This window comes from Streptomyces sp. NPDC047085 (assembly GCF_040643735.1).
GTDB lineage: Bacteria > Actinomycetota > Actinomycetes > Streptomycetales > Streptomycetaceae > Streptomyces.
In genome coordinates this window covers 141096-157217 of sequence record NZ_JBEYUW010000002.1, presented here as the reverse complement: position 1 = coordinate 157217, position 16122 = coordinate 141096, and the positions used below count along the sequence as shown (strand labels likewise).

Below are 16122 nucleotides of genomic sequence, written 5' to 3'. Positions count from 1 at the left end.
CGGGGACTCCACCGCCGCCCCGCGATGGAGTCCCCGCGCGCCGGACACCCCGAGCCGCACCCCGGAGACCGCCACACCATGTCCGTCACCACCCTCGACGCCGGCTTCCCGCACATCCTGGACAACCCCGCCTGGGCCGCGCTCACCGGACCCCACGCCCACCTCGCCGAACGCATCGGCCACGCCGCCCGCTATCACCAGGACGTCGCTCCCTTCCACGCCGTCTCCGACGAGAACGACCCGCGCGCCTGGGTCGACCTCGCCGCGCTCGTCGGCCCCGGTGGCACCGCCTCGGTGCGGGGCGTCACCGAGGCGCCGCAGGGCTGGGAGGTCGTCGGCACCGGGCACGGCGTCCAGCTCGTGGACACCGGCCTGCGCGCGGAGGCCGACCCCGAGGCCGTACGGCTCGGCCCGGCCGACGTGCCCGAGATCCTCGACCTGGTCGCCCGCACCGAACCCGGCCCCTATCTGCCCCGCACCGTCGAGATGGGCACCTACCTGGGCATCCGCCACCGCGGCCGCCTGATCGCCCTGGCCGGCGAACGCCTCCATCCACCCGGCTGGACCGAGATCAGCGCCGTGTGCACGGACCCGGCGTATCGCGGCCGGGGTCTGGCCACCCGCCTGGTCCGCGCCGTCGCGGCCGGCATCAAGGAGCGTGGCGAGCAGCCCTTTCTGCACGCCAGGGCCGACAACGCGAACGCGATCCGGTTGTACGAGTCGATCGGCTTCACCCTGCGCCGCCGTACGGTCTTCTCACTTGTACGGCAGACCGAATCCGCCGTACTGGAAGAAACGGCATAGCCGTGCCGTTGTCCTTGTCGAAGGCGATGACTCGGAGGTGGGCCGCGTGACACGTGCACCGCGTGCCGTCCGCCTCCACAGCCGGCCCCACATCGACCTCCAGCGCGTGGCCGGCGCCCTCTGTTGTTCCTGACCCTCCCCCAGTCTTCGGCCGGGGGACCCCCATCCCCATCTCCCTGTGGTCGCCCACCGCCGTGCGCCCCGATTCCCGCGGGCCGGCGATCTCATACGGACCTCCAGGAAGGCACCCTCGTGTCCTCAACTCCTTCTTCCCACCTGCACCTTGCCGTCGCCCTGGACGGCACCGGCTGGCACCCCGCCTCCTGGCGCGAGCAAACCGCCCGCCCCCGGGACCTGTTCACCGCCGGATACTGGGCCGATCTGGTCGCCGAGGCCGAGCGTGGCCTGCTCGACTTCGTCACCCTGGAGGACGGTCTCGGCCTGCAGTCCTCGCACTACGGCGAGCCGGATGGTCGCACCGACCAGGTCCGCGGCCGCCTCGACGCCGTCCTGATCGCCTCCCGCATCGCCCCGCTCACCCGGCACATCGGCCTGGTGCCGACGGTGATCGCCACCCACACGGAGCCCTTCCACATCTCCAAGGCGATCGCCACCCTCGACTACGTCAGCAGCGGCCGCGCGGGCCTGCGCGTGCAGATCTCCGCTCGCCCGCACGAGGCCGATCACTTCGGCCGCCGCGCCTTCCCGCCGATCAACCTGGAGGAACTGCGGACGCCGGCCGGACAGGAGCGGCTCACCGATCTGTTCGACGAGGCCGCCGACTACGTCGAGGTGGTGCGCCGGCTCTGGGACAGCTGGGAGGACGATGCGGAGATCCGCGACGTCGCCACCGGCCGCTTCATCGACCGCGACAAGCTGCACTACATCGACTTCGAGGGCAAGCACTTCAGGGTCAAGGGCCCTTCCATCACCCCGCGCCCACCGCAGGGCCAGCCCCTCGTCACCGCCCTCGCCCACCAGACCGTCCCGTACCGGCTGGTCGCCCGCCAGACCGACGTCGGCTACGTCACCCCTCACGACGCCGAGCAGGCCCGTGCGATCGTCGCCGAAATCCGTGCCGAGCAGGAGGCGGCCGGACGTGGCGACGAAACCCTGCGCATCTTCGGGGACTTGGTGGTCTTCCTGGACGACGATCAGGCCGCTGCCGAGGACCGGCGCGCCCGGCTCGACGCCCTCGCGGGGGAGCCATACACGAGCGACGCACTCATCTTCGCCGGTACGCCCGTCCAGCTCGCCAGCCTGCTACAGGAGTTGGCGCAGGAAGGCCTGAGCGGCTTTCGGCTGCGTCCCGCCGTCGCCGGGCACGACCTGCCTGCCATCACCCAGGGCCTGGTCCCCGAACTCCAGCGCCGAGGCGCCTTCCGCACCGCCTACGAAGCCGACACCCTGCGCGGCCTGCTGGGCCTGCCCCGCCCCGCCAACCGCTACGCCACCGCCGCCGCCTGAGCCGGAAGGACCGCACCGACATGAGCAAGCCGCTGAAGCAGATCCATCTGGCCGCGCACTTCCCGGGCGTCAACAACACCACCGTGTGGAGCGACCCGCAGGCCGGCAGCCACATCGAGTTCAGCTCCTTCGCGCACTTCGCGCGGACCGCCGAACGCGCCAAGTTCGACTTCCTGTTCCTCGCCGAGGGCCTGCGGCTGCGCGAACAGGGCGGGGAAATCTACGACTTGGACGTCGTCGGCCGCCCCGACACCTTCACAGTCCTCTCCGCGCTCGCCGCGGTCACCGAACACCTCGGCCTGACCGGCACCATCAACTCCACCTTCAACGAGCCGTACGAGGTGGCGCGTCAGTTCGCCAGCCTCGACCACCTCTCCGGCGGCCGCTCCGCCTGGAACGTGGTCACCTCCTGGGACGCCTTCACCGGAGAGAACTTCCGCCGCGGCGGCTTCCTGCCCCAGTCGGAGCGCTACTCCCGCGCCAAGGAGTTCCTCGCCACCGCGCACGAACTCTTCGACTCCTGGCACGGCGACGAGATCATCGCCGACCAGGCGACGGGCGTCTTCCTCCGGGACGCGAAGGCCGGCTCCTTCGTCCACAGCGGGCAACACTTCGACATCCACGGCCAGTTCAACGTCCCGCGCTCCCCGCAGCGCCGCCCCGTCATCTTCCAGGCCGGTGACTCGGAGGAGGGCCGCGAGTTCGCCGCCTCCTCCGCCGACGCCATCTTCAGCCGCCACGCCACCCTCGAGGGCGGCCAGGCCTTCTACACGGACGTCAAGAACCGCCTCGCCAAGTACGGCCGGCGCCACGACCAGTTGCTGATCCTGCCCGCCGCCACCTTCGTCCTCGCCGATACCGATGCCGAGGCGGAGGATCTGGCGAAGGAGGTACGCCGACAGCAGGTCAGCGGCGCCACCGCCCTCAAGCACCTGGAGTTCGTCTGGAACCGGGACCTGTCCTCCTACGACCCCGAAGGCCCGCTGCCCGACATCGCCCCGGACGTCAGCGACAACCACATCGCCAAGGGCCGCGCCCAGGTCCGCATGTACCGCGACCCGCTGGCCACCGCCCGCGAATGGCGCGAACTCGCCGCCGCGAACAACTGGTCCATCCGCGACCTGGTCATCAACACCGGCAACCGCCAGAACTTCATCGGCTCCCCGGCCACCGTCGCGAAGACCATCAACGACTACGTCCAGGCCGACGCAAGCGACGGCTTCATCCTCGTCCCGCACATCACCCCCACCGGCCTCGACGACTTCGCCGACAGGGTCGTCCCGCTCCTGCAGGAACAGGGCGTCTTCCGCACCGACTACCAGGGCCCGACCCTCCGCCACCACCTCGGCCTCGCCCATCCCGACGAGGTGTCCCACGAGCGGGTGGCCTCGTGAAGTTCCTCGCGATCACCCTGATCGTGCACCGCCCGGACCCTGTCACCGGCGTGCAGAAGTCGACGCACCACCGCTTCCGCGAGGTCCTCGACAACGCCCTGCTCGCCGAGGAGTTGGGCTTCGACGGCTTCGGCGTGGGGGAGCGGCACGAGCGGCCGTTCATCTCCTCCTCGCCGCCGGTCGTACTGAGCCACGTCGCCGCGCTGACCAAGCGGATCCGGCTGTTCACCGCCGTGACCACGCTCAGCCTCCTCGACCCGGTCCGGGCATACGAGGACTACGCCACCCTCGACCACCTGTCCAACGGGCGCCTCGACCTGATCATCGGCAAGGGCAACGGCGCCGCCCAGCGCGACCTGTTCCATGTCACGCCCGAGGACCAGTGGGACCGCAACGCCGAGAGTTACGAGGTCTTCCGGAAGATCTGGCGCCAGGACAAGGTCACCGCCGAGACCCGCTTCCGTCCCCCGCTGACGGACGCCGAGGTGTGGCCGCGCCCGTATCAGCGGCCGGTCCGCGTCTGGCACGGCAGCGCGACCAGCAAGGAGTCGGTCGACCTGGCTGCCCGCTACGGCGACCCGCTGTTCTCGGCGAACGTCACCAACCCCATCGAGCCCTATGCCGAGTTGATCCGCCACTACCGCGAGCGGTGGGAGCACTACGGCCACGACCCGGCGCAGATCACCGTCGGCGCGGGCACGGCGGGCATCTGCGTCGCCCCCACCTCGCAGGAGGCGATGGCCGCGTACCGGCCGGTCTTCGAGTCCAACCTGGCGTTCTTCAAGAAGGCCGGCCTGCCAGTCGTCTTCGAGACCCTGGAGGACTTCGCCGAACGCAGCTCCGCTCTGATCGGCAGCCCGCAACAGGTCATCGACAAGGTGCACCGCTACCACGAGCAGTTCGGGCACACCGTGCTCCACCTGCACGCCGACGCGAGCGGGCTGACGGAGTCCCAGCACCGTGCCTCCCTCGAACTGTTCGAGTCCAAGGTCGCCCCCGTGCTGCGCCGCGGGATCCCGGACCCGCCGTTCGTGTGGGGACCGGTGTTTCCGGCGCCACCGCTCACCCAGGAGTCCGTCCATGTCTGATATTGCCCTCGGCGTTCTCGACCTCGTCCCGATCCCCTCAGGCTCGACGGCAGCCGATGCCCTGCGCAACTCCATCGACCTCGCACAGCAGGCCGAGCGCTTCGGATATGCCCGCTACTGGTTCGCCGAGCACCACCTCAATCCGGGCGTGGCCGGCACGTCCCCCGCGGTCGTCCTGGCCCTGACCGCATCCGCCACCTCCACCATCAGGCTCGGTTCCGGGGCCGTGCAGCTCGGGCACCGCACGGCGCTGTCCACGGTGGAGGAGTTCGGCCTGCTCGACGCGCTGCACCCGGGCCGCTTCGATCTGGGCCTGGGCCGCTCGGGCGGCCGGCCGCCGGGACAGCCGGCCGCACCGTTGCCGACGGCGACCCCGGTCGTCGACGGCCGCACCCCGAACGGCCTGTTGATCCCGCCCCGCTTCTCCTTCGAGCATGTGCTCGGATCACCCCGCGTCGCGCTGCAGCGCAGGCTGCTTCTGCTGCCGGGCGCCGAGTCACAGGACTACGCCGAGCAGATCGACGACATCCTCGCCCTGCTCGCCGGCACCTACCGCTCCCCGGAGGGCGTCGAGGCGCACGTCGTGCCGGGGGAGGGCGCCGACGTGGAGGTGTGGATCCTGGGCAGCAGCGGTGGTCAGAGCGCCGCTGTCGCGGGTCGGGGCGGTCTGCGGTTCGCGGCGAACTACCACGTCAGCCCGGCCACGGTCCTGGAGGCGGTAGAAGGTTACCGGTCCTTCTTCCAGCCTTCCGAGTTCCTCGAGAAGCCGTACGTCAGCGTCTCGGCGGACGTCGTCGTCGCCGAGGACGACGCCACCGCCCGCGCACTCGCCACCGGCTACGGCCCGTGGGTCCGCAGCATCCGCACGGCCGAGGGCGCCATCGAGTACCCGACGCCGGAGGAAGCGCGCGCCCACCCATGGACCGACGAGGACCGGGCCCTCGTCCAGGACCGCCTCGACACCCAGTTCGTCGGCTCACCGGGCCGGGTGGCCGACCAGTTGGAACAACTCCAGGAGGCCACGGGCGCGGACGAGCTGCTCATCACGACCATGACCCACAACCACACGGACCGGGTCCGTTCATACGAACTGCTCGCGGAGGAATGGCGCCGACGGGGTCACTCCTTCCAGTCGAGCTGAAGTTCGGGAGTACCGAACCGCCGGACGCGCACGACGACTTGGCCGAGCCGGGTGCTTGCCAGCCGCCCGGTACCGGTCAGCCCGATGCCAGGCCCTGGAGGAGCAGAGCCAGTGACTGTTGCGGGCTCTGTCCCGCGGTGTCGACGACGACGCGCTCGCGGTCCCACGGCTCGTACTCCCGGTCGACGACCTGCTACCAGTCGGGCAGCGGCAGATCTGGAACGGCGTAGCCCACGGGACCAACCGGGCGCCCGGCCACCCCGGAACGGACGATCGCCTGCTCGATGGTGTCGACCCGCAGATGGACCGCACCGATCCGGGCCGCCAGGAGACGGGCGAGCGTGGTCTTGCCGGTGCCGGGCAGGCCGCCCATGACGATGAGCACAGGGTCATCCCTCCGTCAGCCGTCGCGAAGAAGTGCCGCACGCCTGGGCGTTGCGCACGAAGAGCTCGTGCAGGTCGCGGACCGCCCGCGGAACGGAGCCGGAGTGGCGGCGCTGCAGTACCAGCAGCACGTCGGTGGCATCCCCCGCGAGCGGCCGCACAGTGATCGCGCCCCGTCGCTCCAGGGGGTCGCCGACGACGCTGAAGTCCGGCAGCACCGTGGCCCCCAGCCCCTCGGCCACCATCAGCTTGCCCATCTCCGCGCCGTCGGTGGAGTACGAGAAGGACGGAGTCCGGCCACGGAGCAGCCGGTGCACGAAACGGTGCATCACATAGCCGGACCGCATCACGACCAGCGGCTCGGCCAGAAGACTGTCCGCGTCCACCGCCTCCAGGGCCGCCAGCGGACTGTCCGGACGCACGCACACCACCGGCCGGCCGCAGAGCAACTCCGTCGTCTCGAAGCCGGGCGGAATGTCGTCGCCCCGGAGGTAGTTCACCAGTTCCAGGTCGAAGGCGCCCTCCAACAGGCCGCGGTGGATGTCGGCCTGCTGCGCGCCGACCAACTCCACCTGGGTGACGGGGTGCGAGGCCCGGAACTCGCGCACGGTCGGGATGACCAGCGGCACGGTAGCCGTGTTCACCGTGCCGAGTCGGACCATGCGGCTGACGCGGTGCTGGTCTCCGGCCGCGCCGCGCAGCCGGTCGACCGCGTCCAGCACGCTCATGATGTGCGGCAGCAGCTCGCGTCCCTCGTCGCTGATCTTCGCCCCGGACCGCTTGCGCTCCAGCAGGTCCACGCCGAGCTCGCGCTCCAGATTGCGTACGGTCTCGCTGAGCGCCGGCTGGGACAGGTGCAGTTCCTCGGCAGCGCGCCGCAGTGAACCGAGCCGTGTGACGGCAGCGATGTATTCGAGCTGTTCGATACGCACGAACAGGAGACTGCGCCCTCCCGGGACCGGGTTCAAGGGAATCCCTGTCACAGCCTCGTGAATACCGACTCTCACCATGTGGAATCACATCCGGGCATTCTTGACCGGCCGGACTCCCTCCTGGTTCGATCGGTGGCATGAAGCGACAGGACCTCACGCGGCGACTCCACGTCGACCTTGCGCGTGTTTCCAGCGCCTTCTGTCGCTGTCGGGACTGAGCGCACCCGAGGGAAACCCTCCCACCCGCTCCCTCTGTGACTTCCTTCCGTGAATTCCGGTCCCGGCTCATTTCTGTCGTGACGACAGCTTTCCCGGAAACGCCGCTCCAGCGTGCCTGAATTCCGCGGAGCTCATTCGTCCTGCCCGCGCAGCATTCTCCTGCCAGGAGTTCCCATGCCCGCATCCTCCGCATACCCCGGATCCGATTCCGTCCGCTTCGCCTACTGGGTGCCGAACGTCAGTGGCGGTCTGGTCACCAGCACCGTCGAGCAGCGCACCGACTGGGGGTACGACTACAACCGCGAACTCGCCGTCCTCGCCGAGAACAACGGCTTCGACTACGCGCTCAGCCAGGTCCGCTACATGGCCAGCTACGGCGCCAAGTACCAGCACGAGTCCACCAGCTTCAGCCTCGCCCTGCTGCTCGCCACCCAGCGGCTGAAGGTCATCGCCGCCGTCCACCCCGGCCTGTGGCACCCGGGCGTCCTCGCCAAACTCGGCGCCACCGCCGACCACCTGTCGAACGGCCGCTTCGCCGTCAACGTCGTCAGCGGCTGGTTCAAGGGCGAGTTCACCGCGCTGGGCGAGCCCTGGCTGGAGCACGACGAACGCTACCGGCGCTCCGAGGAGTTCATCCGCGCCCTGCGGAAGATCTGGACCGAGGACCACGCCGAGCTCGCCGGTGACTTCTACCGGCTGCGCGACTTCTCCCTCAAGCCCAAGCCGCTGAACACCCCCGAGCGTCCGCACCCGGAGATCTTCCAGGGCGGCAACTCCACCGCCGCGCGCGCCATGGCCGGCCGCGTCTCCGACTGGTACTTCTCCAACGGCAAGGACTTCGACGGCGTCACCGAGCAGATCAATGACGTCCGCGCCTCCGCCGCCCAAGCGGGCCGGAGGGCTCCGAAGTTCGGCCTCAACGGGTTCCTCATCGCCCGCGACACCGAGGCCGAAGCCCGCGACACGCTCCGCGAGATCGTCGCCAAGGCCGACACGCAGGCCGTGCACGGCTTCCGCGACGCCGTCCAGCAGGCCGGTCCGTCCACCGGCGACGGCAAGGGCATGTGGCAGGACTCGACGTTCGAGGACCTCGTCCAGTACAACGACGGCTTCCGCACGGGTCTGATCGGCACCCCCGAGCAGATCGCGGAGCGGATCGTCGCCTACAAGCGGCTCGGCGTCGACCTCTTCCTCCTCGGCTTCCTGCACTACCTGGAGGAGGTCGAGTACTTCGGCAAGCGGGTGCTGCCCCTGGTGCGCGAACTGGAGGCACAGGAAGCCGCGTCCGAGCCCGCCGCCGCCCACGCCTGACCGCGGCCCGCACACGAAACGACGAACCGAAAGGTCCTCCCATGGCCACTGTCCTGTCCGTCTCCGGAAGCCCCTCCGCCACCTCCCGCACCGCTCGGCTGCTGCGCCACCTGGACGAGCGGCTCATCGCGCAGGGGCACGAGGTGATTGCGCTGGACGTTCGTACCCTGCCTGCCGAGGCGCTGCTCGGGGCCGACTTCGGTCACCCGGCGATCGTCCGGGCCACCGCCCTGTTCGAGCAGGCGGACGGGGTGGTGATCGGTACCCCCGTCTACAAGGCCGCCTACTCCGGACTGCTGAAGTCCCTGCTCGACCTGCTCCCGCAGTACGCCCTGGCGGGCAAGACGGTCCTCCCGCTGGCCACCGGCGGCACCACCGCCCACGTCCTGGCCATCGACTACGCCCTGCGCCCGGTGCTGGCCTCCATGGGCCCCGCGCACATCACGCCGGGCTGGTTCACGCTCGACAAGGACATCACGGTGGGCGAGGACGGCACGCTGAAAGTCGCGCCGGGATCGGCCGAGGCTCTGGCGCAGGTCACGGACCAGTTCTCGGCCGCGCTGGGCGGCCGTACGACGCTGCTGGCGGCCGCCGGATGAGCGCCGCGCACGTCATCGCGGACGACGCCGAGGCCCTCGCCGTGGCCGCGAAGCTGGCCGGGGACTTCCGCAAGGGCGCCGCCGATCGGGACGCGCGGCGTAGGCTCCCCCACGCGGAGCTGGAGCGGCTGTCCGCCTCCGGGCTGCTCGCCGTGACCGTGCCCGCCCGGTTCGGCGGCGCGGACGTCCGTGCGGACACGCTCGCCGAGATCTTCCGACTGCTGGCCGCCGCCGACGCCAGCCTGGCCCAGATCCCGCAGAGCCACTTCGTGTACGTCAACGTGCTGCGCCGGCACGGGACCGACGAGCAGCAGGAGTTCTTCTTCGGCGAGGTACTGGCAGGCAAGCGGTTCGGCAACGCCCAGTCCGAGGCGGGCAGCCGGCACGTCCAGGACATCCGCACCCGCCTCGCCCGGCTCCCGGACGGGTCGTACGTCCTCGACGGCGTCAAGCACTACTCCACCGGCGCGCTGTTCGCCCACTGGATCCCCGTCCTCGCCCGCACCGAGGACGACACCCTGCACGTGGCGTACGTCCCGCGCGACGCGCCCGGCCTCACGGTCGTGGACGACTGGGACGGCATGGGACAGCGCACCACCGCCAGCGGAACCGTCCGCCTGGAGTCGGTGCCCGTGCCCGCCGACCGCGTCGTGCCGCACCACCTCACCTTCCAAGCCCCCCAACTCCATGGTGCGGTAGCTCAGTTGCTGCACGCGGCCATCGATGCCGGCATCGCCTCCGGGGCGCTGGGCGAGGCGGTGGAGTTCGTCCGTACGAAGAGCCGCCCCTTGTTCGAGAGCGCCGCCGAGGGACACGCGACCGCCGCGGAGGATCCGCTGTTGATCCAGCGGTTCGGCGAACTGGCGATCAGAGAACGGGCTGCCGAAGCGTTGCTCCGCGAGGCCGCCCGCGCGGTCGACGACGCCCGCGCCGACCTGACCGACGACAGCGCCGCCGAGGCCTCGATCGCGGTGGCCACCGCAAAAGTGACGGCGGCCGAGGCCGCCGTGGAGGTCGCAAGCGCCCTCTTCGAGGTCTCGGGCACCCGCTCGGCCCTCGACTCCCTGGGCCTGCACCGCCATTGGCGCGACGCGCGCACCCACACCCTGCACGACCCGGCCCGCTGGAAGGTCCAGCACATCGGCCGTTACGTGCTCAACGGCACCAAGCCGCCCCGGCACGGCCTCCTGTGACGAACGCTGACGAACACCGATCGGAGCCCCCACGTGTCCCTCACCTTCCACTGGTTCCTGCCCACCAACGGCGACAGCCGCCACGTCGTCGGCGGCGGCCACGGCACCCCCGCCACGCAGTCCGGGCGCGACCGGCCACCGACGGTCGCCTACCTGAGCCAGATCGCCCGCGCCGCCGAGGACCTCGGCTTCGTCGGCGCTCTCACGCCGACCGGCGCGTGGTGCGAGGACGCGTGGCTGACCACCGCCATGGTCAGCCAGAACACCGAGCGTCTGAAGTTCCTCGTCGCCTTCCGCCCCGGCTTCGTCTCGCCGACGCTCGCGGCGCAGATGGCCTCCACCTTCCAGAGGCAGACCGGCGGACGGCTCCTGCTCAACGTCGTCACCGGCGGCGAGAGCCACGAGCAGCGGGCCTACGGGGACTTCCTCGACAAGGACGCGCGGTACCGCCGTACCGGCGAATTCCTCGAAATCGTCCGGGGGTTGTGGGAGGGCAAGACCGTCGACCTCGCCGGCGAGCACCTCCAGGTCGAGGACGCCAGGCTGGCCCGGGTGCCCGATCCGGTGCCCGAGGTGTACTTCGGGGGCTCCTCGCCGATCGCCGGAGAAGTCGCCGCCAGGCATGTCGACGTCTACCTCACCTGGGGTGAGCCGCCCACCGGCGTCGCCGAGAAGATCGCCTGGATCCGGGGGTTGGCCGCCAAGGAGGGCCGCAATATCCGGTTCGGGATCCGGCTGCACGTCATCACGCGCGACACCTCCGGGCAGGCCTGGGCCGAGGCGGAGCGGCTGCTGGCGGGCTTCGATGCGGAAACCGTGCGGCAGGTTCAGGCCGGGCTTGCCCGCAGCGAGTCGGAAGGACAGCAGCGGATGCTGGCCCTGCACGGGGGCGGGAATCGGGACGGGCTGGAGATCCATCCCAATCTGTGGGCGGGCATCGGGCTCGTGCGGGGTGGGGCGGGGACCGCCCTGGTCGGCAGTCACACCGAGGTCGCCGATCGGATCAAGGAGTACGCCGCGCTGGGGATCGAGGAGTTCATCTTCTCCGGGTATCCGCATCTGGAGGAGGCGTACTGGTTCGGCGAGGGCGTGCTGCCGAAGCTTCAGGCCCAGGGTCTGTGGCGGCACCCGGACGGGCAGCAGGTGGCCCCCGCCGCCCAGGTCCCCTTCGCCGGTACCGGGGGCGTGCGATGACCCATGTGATCGCCGACAACGCCGAGGCGGTCGCCGCTGCCGAGCCGGCCGCCAAGTCGCCCGCGAGGCCGCCCTGCGCCAGGCGCCGCCGCGCCCGGTCGGCCTCGGCCCCCGCGCGGTGCCGACGCTGAACGCATCCTGCCGCGCACAGATCCCGGAACTGTGCAGCCGCGGCAGGATCCCGGCCCCGTCCGGCGGCGCCATGCTCCGCGAACGGCTTCACGGCGCGGCCGGCAGCCCCGCGTAGGGGACGACCACCCGGCCGCCCGCCATCGCGAACTCGCCATCCGGGAGCGTGAATCAGCCGGAGCACATCAGATTCCCTAGTTTTCCTATCGAATTACTAGGAAAGCGTTGACGGTGGTCGAAGAGGAGAGTGAGGATGAAGAAGCCGACGCGTCACTGCGCACTGCCGCACTCCCACGCCACCTCGCCGGGCACCGCGTCGTCCTCGGTCCCCTGAAGGAAGACGCGATGACCACAGCACCGAGCTGTAGCGACAGCCGCAGCCGCATGAAGCGGGTGAGGATATGACGGTGACGGCGGACGAGCTGACCGACGCCGGAGCCGGGCAGACCGACTGGCTGCACATAGCCCGTGAGATGGCGGACGACCTGGCCACGGACGCGGTCGAGCGCGAACAGGCCGGCAAGGCACCGCTCGACGAGGTGGCGCGGTTGCGCGAGTCGGGACTGCTGACACTGCCGGCACCGGCCGAACTCGGGGGAGGCGGTGGGGACTGGCGCACGGCCTACGCGGTCATCCGGACCGTCGCCGCGGCCGACGGGGCCATCGGCCACCTGCTGGGCAACCACTACTTCCTGTCCTGCAGCGCCCGGTTCTTCGCCGACCGCACCCGTGCCGTCCGCATCGAGCGGGAGTCGACGGCGGGGCAGTGGTGCTGGGGAGGCGGTATCGCCTCACATGAACCACCACTCACCCTGACCCCCACGTCGGGCGGGTATCTGCTCAACGGCTACCAGAGGTATGCCACTGGAGTCGGGATCGCCGACCGGCTGGTGGTTCGAGCCGCCGAGTACGGCACCGGTGAGCCGTTGGCCGTCCTGGTCGACCCGGCCCGCTCGGGCGTCGTGAGCGGCAGCAGCGGGGATGCCTTCGGCCAGCGGCTGGCTGCCGGTGGCGGCGTGGAGTTCGATTCCGTGCCGGTCGCGGCCGACGATGTGCTCGGCTCCCTCTCGACGGACGAGGGCGTCCTGTCACCCTTCGCCTCTCTGGCCGCGCCGACCGCGCGTCTGGTCTCCGTCCAGTTCTGTCTTGGCGTGGCAGAGGGCCTGCTGGCCGAGGTCCGCGAGTGCGGAAGGGGCATGAGGTCCCTCTGGCAGCCCGTCTCGCCTGAGCCCTGGCCGGACAGCCCGCCGCAAGATCCGTACGCGCTGACCGTGTACGGCGAGCTCACCGTCGTCGCACGTGCCGCGTCCGCCCTCGCCGAGCAGGCGGTGGATGCCCTGGTGCGCGGCCTCGTACAGGGCGAGGAACTCGACGACGAGGAGTGCGCGGAGATCGCCGTCCTCGCGAGCGTGGCCGAGTCTGCCGCCTCCCGGGCCGCGCAGGAGATCACCACCCGCGCCCTCGACGTCCTCGGCGCCGACGCCGCCTCGGCGCGGCACGGCTTCGACCGTTTCTGGCGCAACGCCCGGACACACACCCTGCGCGAGCCGGTCGCCCACAGACTGCGCGAGGTGGGCGACTACTTTCTCAACGGCGCGCACCCACCCTTCGCCCTTCCAGCCTGACCGGGAGGGCGACCGGTGCGGGGGCCGACACCACAGTGATGGATAATCGCGGCATGCGGATCTCGGCGCGGGCGGACTATGCGGTGCGGGCGGCGCTGGAGCTGGCCGCAGCAGGGAGCGACGCCTCGCTCAAGGCCGAGGCGATCGCCGCGGCGCAGGGCATCCCGCACAAATTCCTGGAGGGCATCCTCGGCGACCTGCGCCGGGGCGGTCTTGTGGTCAGCCAGCGGGGCGGCAAGGGCGGCTACCGGCTCGCCCGCCCGGCGGAGTCGATCACCATCGCCGACGTCATCCGCGTGGCGGACGGCCCCTTGGTCTCGGTGCGGGGAGTGCGCCCACCCGAACTCTCCTACTGCGGTCCCGCGGAGTCGCTGCTGCCCCTGTGGATCGCCGTACGCGCCAACGTCCGCAAGATCCTCGGCGAGGTCACCCTGGCCCACGTCGCCGTGGCCAAGCTGCCCGACGAGGTCCTGAGCCTCACATCGGACCCCGAGGCCTGGACGAATCCCTGACCGACGTTCGGTGAATGAAACGAGCAGAACTCCGAGAGGGACAAGCTCATCGAGACGCGGGCGCCGCCCTGGCATGGATCTGCTTGGTCTCGAACGACCAGGCCGAGGTGTCGGGCCCGGCGGACGGCTCCTCAGGGGTGTAGCCGGCGGAAGCCGGAAACCACATGGGGGTAGTCGCGCACCAGCGCAACACAGTCGTCTCACCGGCTGGAACGCATGATGGACGCACCTTCCTGGGTGCGCTTTTGATCCGGCCATGGAGACCACTGGCCCGGCACACACGGTGCTGCCTGACCCGCTCTGGCAAGCCGCCGCGCCGACCCGTTCGCCCAGGTGCGGCGTCGTGCGCGGACCAGGCAATGGATGACATGGCCTGGGCCTGACTTGAAGGGGCGACTCTCAACGCTTCCGTCGGCGACCGCCCCGGCCCGCAGCCGCTCGGCCGGCCGCCACTTCGCCTGCAGTCGTCGATCCAGCCTGTGAACCGGGGCGGTCGGCCGAAACGACCAGGGCGGCGAGGAGCGTGGTGACCGGCACCGAGGCCACCAGGCCGATGGATCCGACCAGCGTGCGTACGATCTCTTCGGCGACCAGCTCGCTGTTGGCGACCGTGCTGACGCCGCTCTGGGCGATGGAGAAGAGCAGGAGCAGCGGCAGCGCGGCACCCGCGTAGGCGAGGACGAGGGTGTTGACCACGGAGGCGATGTGGTCGCGGCCGATGCGGATGCCTGCTCGGTACAGTCCGCGCCAGCCCATCGCCGGGTTGGCCTCGTGCAGTTCCCAGACGGCCGATGTCTGGGTCACTGTGACATCGTCCAGGACGCCGAGGGAGCCGATGATGACGCCGGCGAGCAGGAGACCGCTCATGTCGATCTTCGGGAAGAGGCCATGGATCAGGCCGGTCTGGTCGTCGGTGTTGCCGGTGAGCGCGGCCCAGTCGATGAACTGTGAGCCGAGGATGCCGATCAGTGCCAGCGAGGCCAGCGTGCCGAGCACTGCCACCGATGTTCGGGCCGACAGGCCGTGGCACGTGTAGAGGGCGATCAGCATGATGGCGCTCGACCCGATCACTGCCACGAGCAGTGGGTTCGAGCCGTGCAGGATCGCGGGCAGGATGAAGAAGTTCAGCACCATGAAGCTGATAGCCAGCGCGACGAGCGCCATCACGCCGCGCAGTCGGCCCACCACCACGACGGCGAGCGCGAAGATCCCGGCCAGCAGGCCCATGGGGAATCGACGGTTGACGTCGGTGACCGAGTACTGCAGGTCCTTGGGCGCGGAGGGTTCGTAGGCGGTCACGACCTGCTCGCCCTGGTGGAGCTGCCGTGCCTGGTCGGGCTGCACGATCTCGGTGAAGGTACGGCCCTTGTCCTTGCCGGTGTCGACTCGGATTGTGGCCTTGTGGCAGGTGCCGTTCGCCTCCTGCACCGCGGAGCTGCCCTCGGCGGTGGAGGTGTCGCCGGTGGGGGTCTCGCCGGAGGCGTTCACCGACTTGCAGCTCACCTCGACGACTTTGGTGACCGTGGCCTGCTGGGTCTGCTGGTCGAAGCCCACGCCGGTGCGTTTGTGTGGCGGGGCTCCGCCCGGCCACAGCACCACCAGGCCCACCACGACTGCGGCGGTGAAGGGGATCAGGATCGCCGCGATGACCTTGCGCAGGTGCCGGGAGACCGGTGCGGCGGGTCCATGGCTGTGGCTGTGGCTGTGGCTGTGGCCGTGGGCGTGCGGGCGTCCGTGACCGGCCGCGTCCGGGCCGTGGTCGGGACCATGTCCGGTGCTGGTCGCTGCGGCGCGCCCGTCGCCCAGCGCGGGGGCGTGCCGGTGGCCCGTCGCCGGGGAGGGCATGTGGCCCGCGCCGGCACCGGGTCCGGAGCCGGGGTGAGGTATCGACTCGGGAGGAATCCCGTACTCGTAGTTGTGGCCGTCCTCGCTCGCACGACCACCCCTGGGGCGGGGCGGGTCGCCGACCCGGTTCCAGTCGTCGGCACTCTGCCGGTCAGCGGCTCCCATGCCGTCTCCCTCGCGGTTGTCCGTGCCCCCTCCGAAGCCGGTCCTGCGCGGCGGCTCTGAGGAAGAGTACGGGAAGGCCGTGTCGTGGTCTCAGCCCGAGCATCGCCAGAAGATCGGGAC

At 70.6% G+C, this 16122-nt stretch carries 15 protein-coding genes and 1 pseudogene; 13 read left to right on the top strand and 3 right to left on the bottom strand.

Features of this window, described 5'->3' with window-relative positions; genetic code table 11:
- Window positions 1-78 precede the first annotated feature (78 nt).
- From ABZ865_RS06435 to ABZ865_RS06410, 6 genes are all read left to right on the top strand, one after another.
- The gene (locus ABZ865_RS06435) at window positions 79-804 is read left to right on the top strand and encodes a GNAT family N-acetyltransferase (RefSeq protein WP_361224833.1); all 726 of its coding nucleotides are present in this window, start codon (window positions 79-81) and stop codon (window positions 802-804) included.
- A gap of 37 nt (window positions 805-841) precedes the next feature.
- Window positions 842-937 carry a putative leader peptide gene (locus tag ABZ865_RS06430; RefSeq protein WP_361224829.1) on the top strand — a complete coding sequence of 32 codons (96 nt, stop codon included), beginning with the start codon at window positions 842-844 and terminating at the stop codon, window positions 935-937.
- 119 nt (window positions 938-1056) lie between these two features.
- Window positions 1057-2271 carry an LLM class flavin-dependent oxidoreductase gene (locus ABZ865_RS06425; protein ID WP_361224826.1) on the top strand — a complete coding sequence of 405 codons (1215 nt, stop codon included), beginning with the start codon at window positions 1057-1059 and terminating at the stop codon, window positions 2269-2271.
- Window positions 2272-2291: 20 nt separating this feature from the next.
- Window positions 2292-3665 carry an NtaA/DmoA family FMN-dependent monooxygenase gene (locus ABZ865_RS06420; RefSeq protein WP_361224823.1) on the top strand — a complete coding sequence of 458 codons (1374 nt, stop codon included), beginning with the start codon at window positions 2292-2294 and terminating at the stop codon, window positions 3663-3665.
- Window positions 3662-4753, top strand: coding sequence for an LLM class flavin-dependent oxidoreductase (locus tag ABZ865_RS06415; RefSeq protein ID WP_361224820.1), 1092 nt, complete (start codon window positions 3662-3664; stop codon window positions 4751-4753). Before ABZ865_RS06420 ends, ABZ865_RS06415 begins: the two co-directional genes overlap by 4 nt.
- Window positions 4746-5894, top strand: coding sequence for an LLM class flavin-dependent oxidoreductase (locus ABZ865_RS06410; RefSeq protein ID WP_361224817.1), 1149 nt, complete (start codon window positions 4746-4748; stop codon window positions 5892-5894). Before ABZ865_RS06415 ends, ABZ865_RS06410 begins: the two co-directional genes overlap by 8 nt.
- A 76-nt stretch (window positions 5895-5970) precedes the next feature.
- On the opposite strand, the pseudogene ABZ865_RS06405 reads toward ABZ865_RS06410, so the two are convergent.
- Window positions 5971-6279 (bottom strand): annotated as a pseudogene (locus tag ABZ865_RS06405) (AAA family ATPase).
- A gap of 4 nt (window positions 6280-6283) precedes the next feature.
- Window positions 6284-7210: a LysR family transcriptional regulator gene (locus ABZ865_RS06400; RefSeq protein ID WP_361224814.1), complete on the bottom strand. Its 927-nt coding sequence runs from the start codon at window positions 7208-7210 to the stop codon at window positions 6284-6286.
- A gap of 137 nt (window positions 7211-7347) precedes the next feature.
- Here ABZ865_RS06400 and ABZ865_RS06395 point away from each other — a divergent pair, with 137 nt between their 5' ends.
- From ABZ865_RS06395 to ABZ865_RS06365, 7 genes are all read left to right on the top strand, one after another.
- Complete coding sequence (locus ABZ865_RS06395) at window positions 7348-7428, top strand: putative leader peptide (protein ID WP_361227168.1); 81 nt, start codon at window positions 7348-7350, stop codon at window positions 7426-7428.
- 175 nt (window positions 7429-7603) lie between these two features.
- Window positions 7604-8740, top strand: coding sequence for a dimethylsulfone monooxygenase SfnG (gene sfnG, locus ABZ865_RS06390; RefSeq protein ID WP_361224812.1), 1137 nt, complete (start codon window positions 7604-7606; stop codon window positions 8738-8740).
- A gap of 41 nt (window positions 8741-8781) precedes the next feature.
- Window positions 8782-9339: an NADPH-dependent FMN reductase gene (gene ssuE, locus ABZ865_RS06385; RefSeq protein WP_361224809.1), complete on the top strand. Its 558-nt coding sequence runs from the start codon at window positions 8782-8784 to the stop codon at window positions 9337-9339.
- Entirely contained in the window at window positions 9336-10532 is a 1197-nt protein-coding gene (locus ABZ865_RS06380; protein WP_361224806.1) for an SfnB family sulfur acquisition oxidoreductase, read from the top strand. The genes ssuE and ABZ865_RS06380 overlap by 4 nt, the downstream gene beginning before the upstream one ends.
- Window positions 10533-10565: 33 nt before the next feature.
- On the top strand, window positions 10566-11726 hold the full coding sequence (locus ABZ865_RS06375) for an LLM class flavin-dependent oxidoreductase (protein WP_361224803.1): 1161 nt from the start codon (window positions 10566-10568) through the stop codon (window positions 11724-11726).
- 530 nt (window positions 11727-12256) lie between these two features.
- The gene (locus ABZ865_RS06370; protein WP_361224800.1) at window positions 12257-13480 is read left to right on the top strand and encodes an acyl-CoA dehydrogenase family protein; all 1224 of its coding nucleotides are present in this window, start codon (window positions 12257-12259) and stop codon (window positions 13478-13480) included.
- A gap of 53 nt (window positions 13481-13533) precedes the next feature.
- Window positions 13534-13992 carry an Rrf2 family transcriptional regulator gene (locus ABZ865_RS06365; RefSeq protein WP_361224797.1) on the top strand — a complete coding sequence of 153 codons (459 nt, stop codon included), beginning with the start codon at window positions 13534-13536 and terminating at the stop codon, window positions 13990-13992.
- A gap of 399 nt (window positions 13993-14391) precedes the next feature.
- Here ABZ865_RS06365 and ABZ865_RS06360 read toward each other — a convergent pair whose 3' ends face one another.
- Window positions 14392-15837, bottom strand: coding sequence for a YibE/F family protein (locus ABZ865_RS06360; RefSeq protein ID WP_361227165.1), 1446 nt, complete (start codon window positions 15835-15837; stop codon window positions 14392-14394).
- Window positions 15838-16122 lie beyond the last annotated feature (285 nt).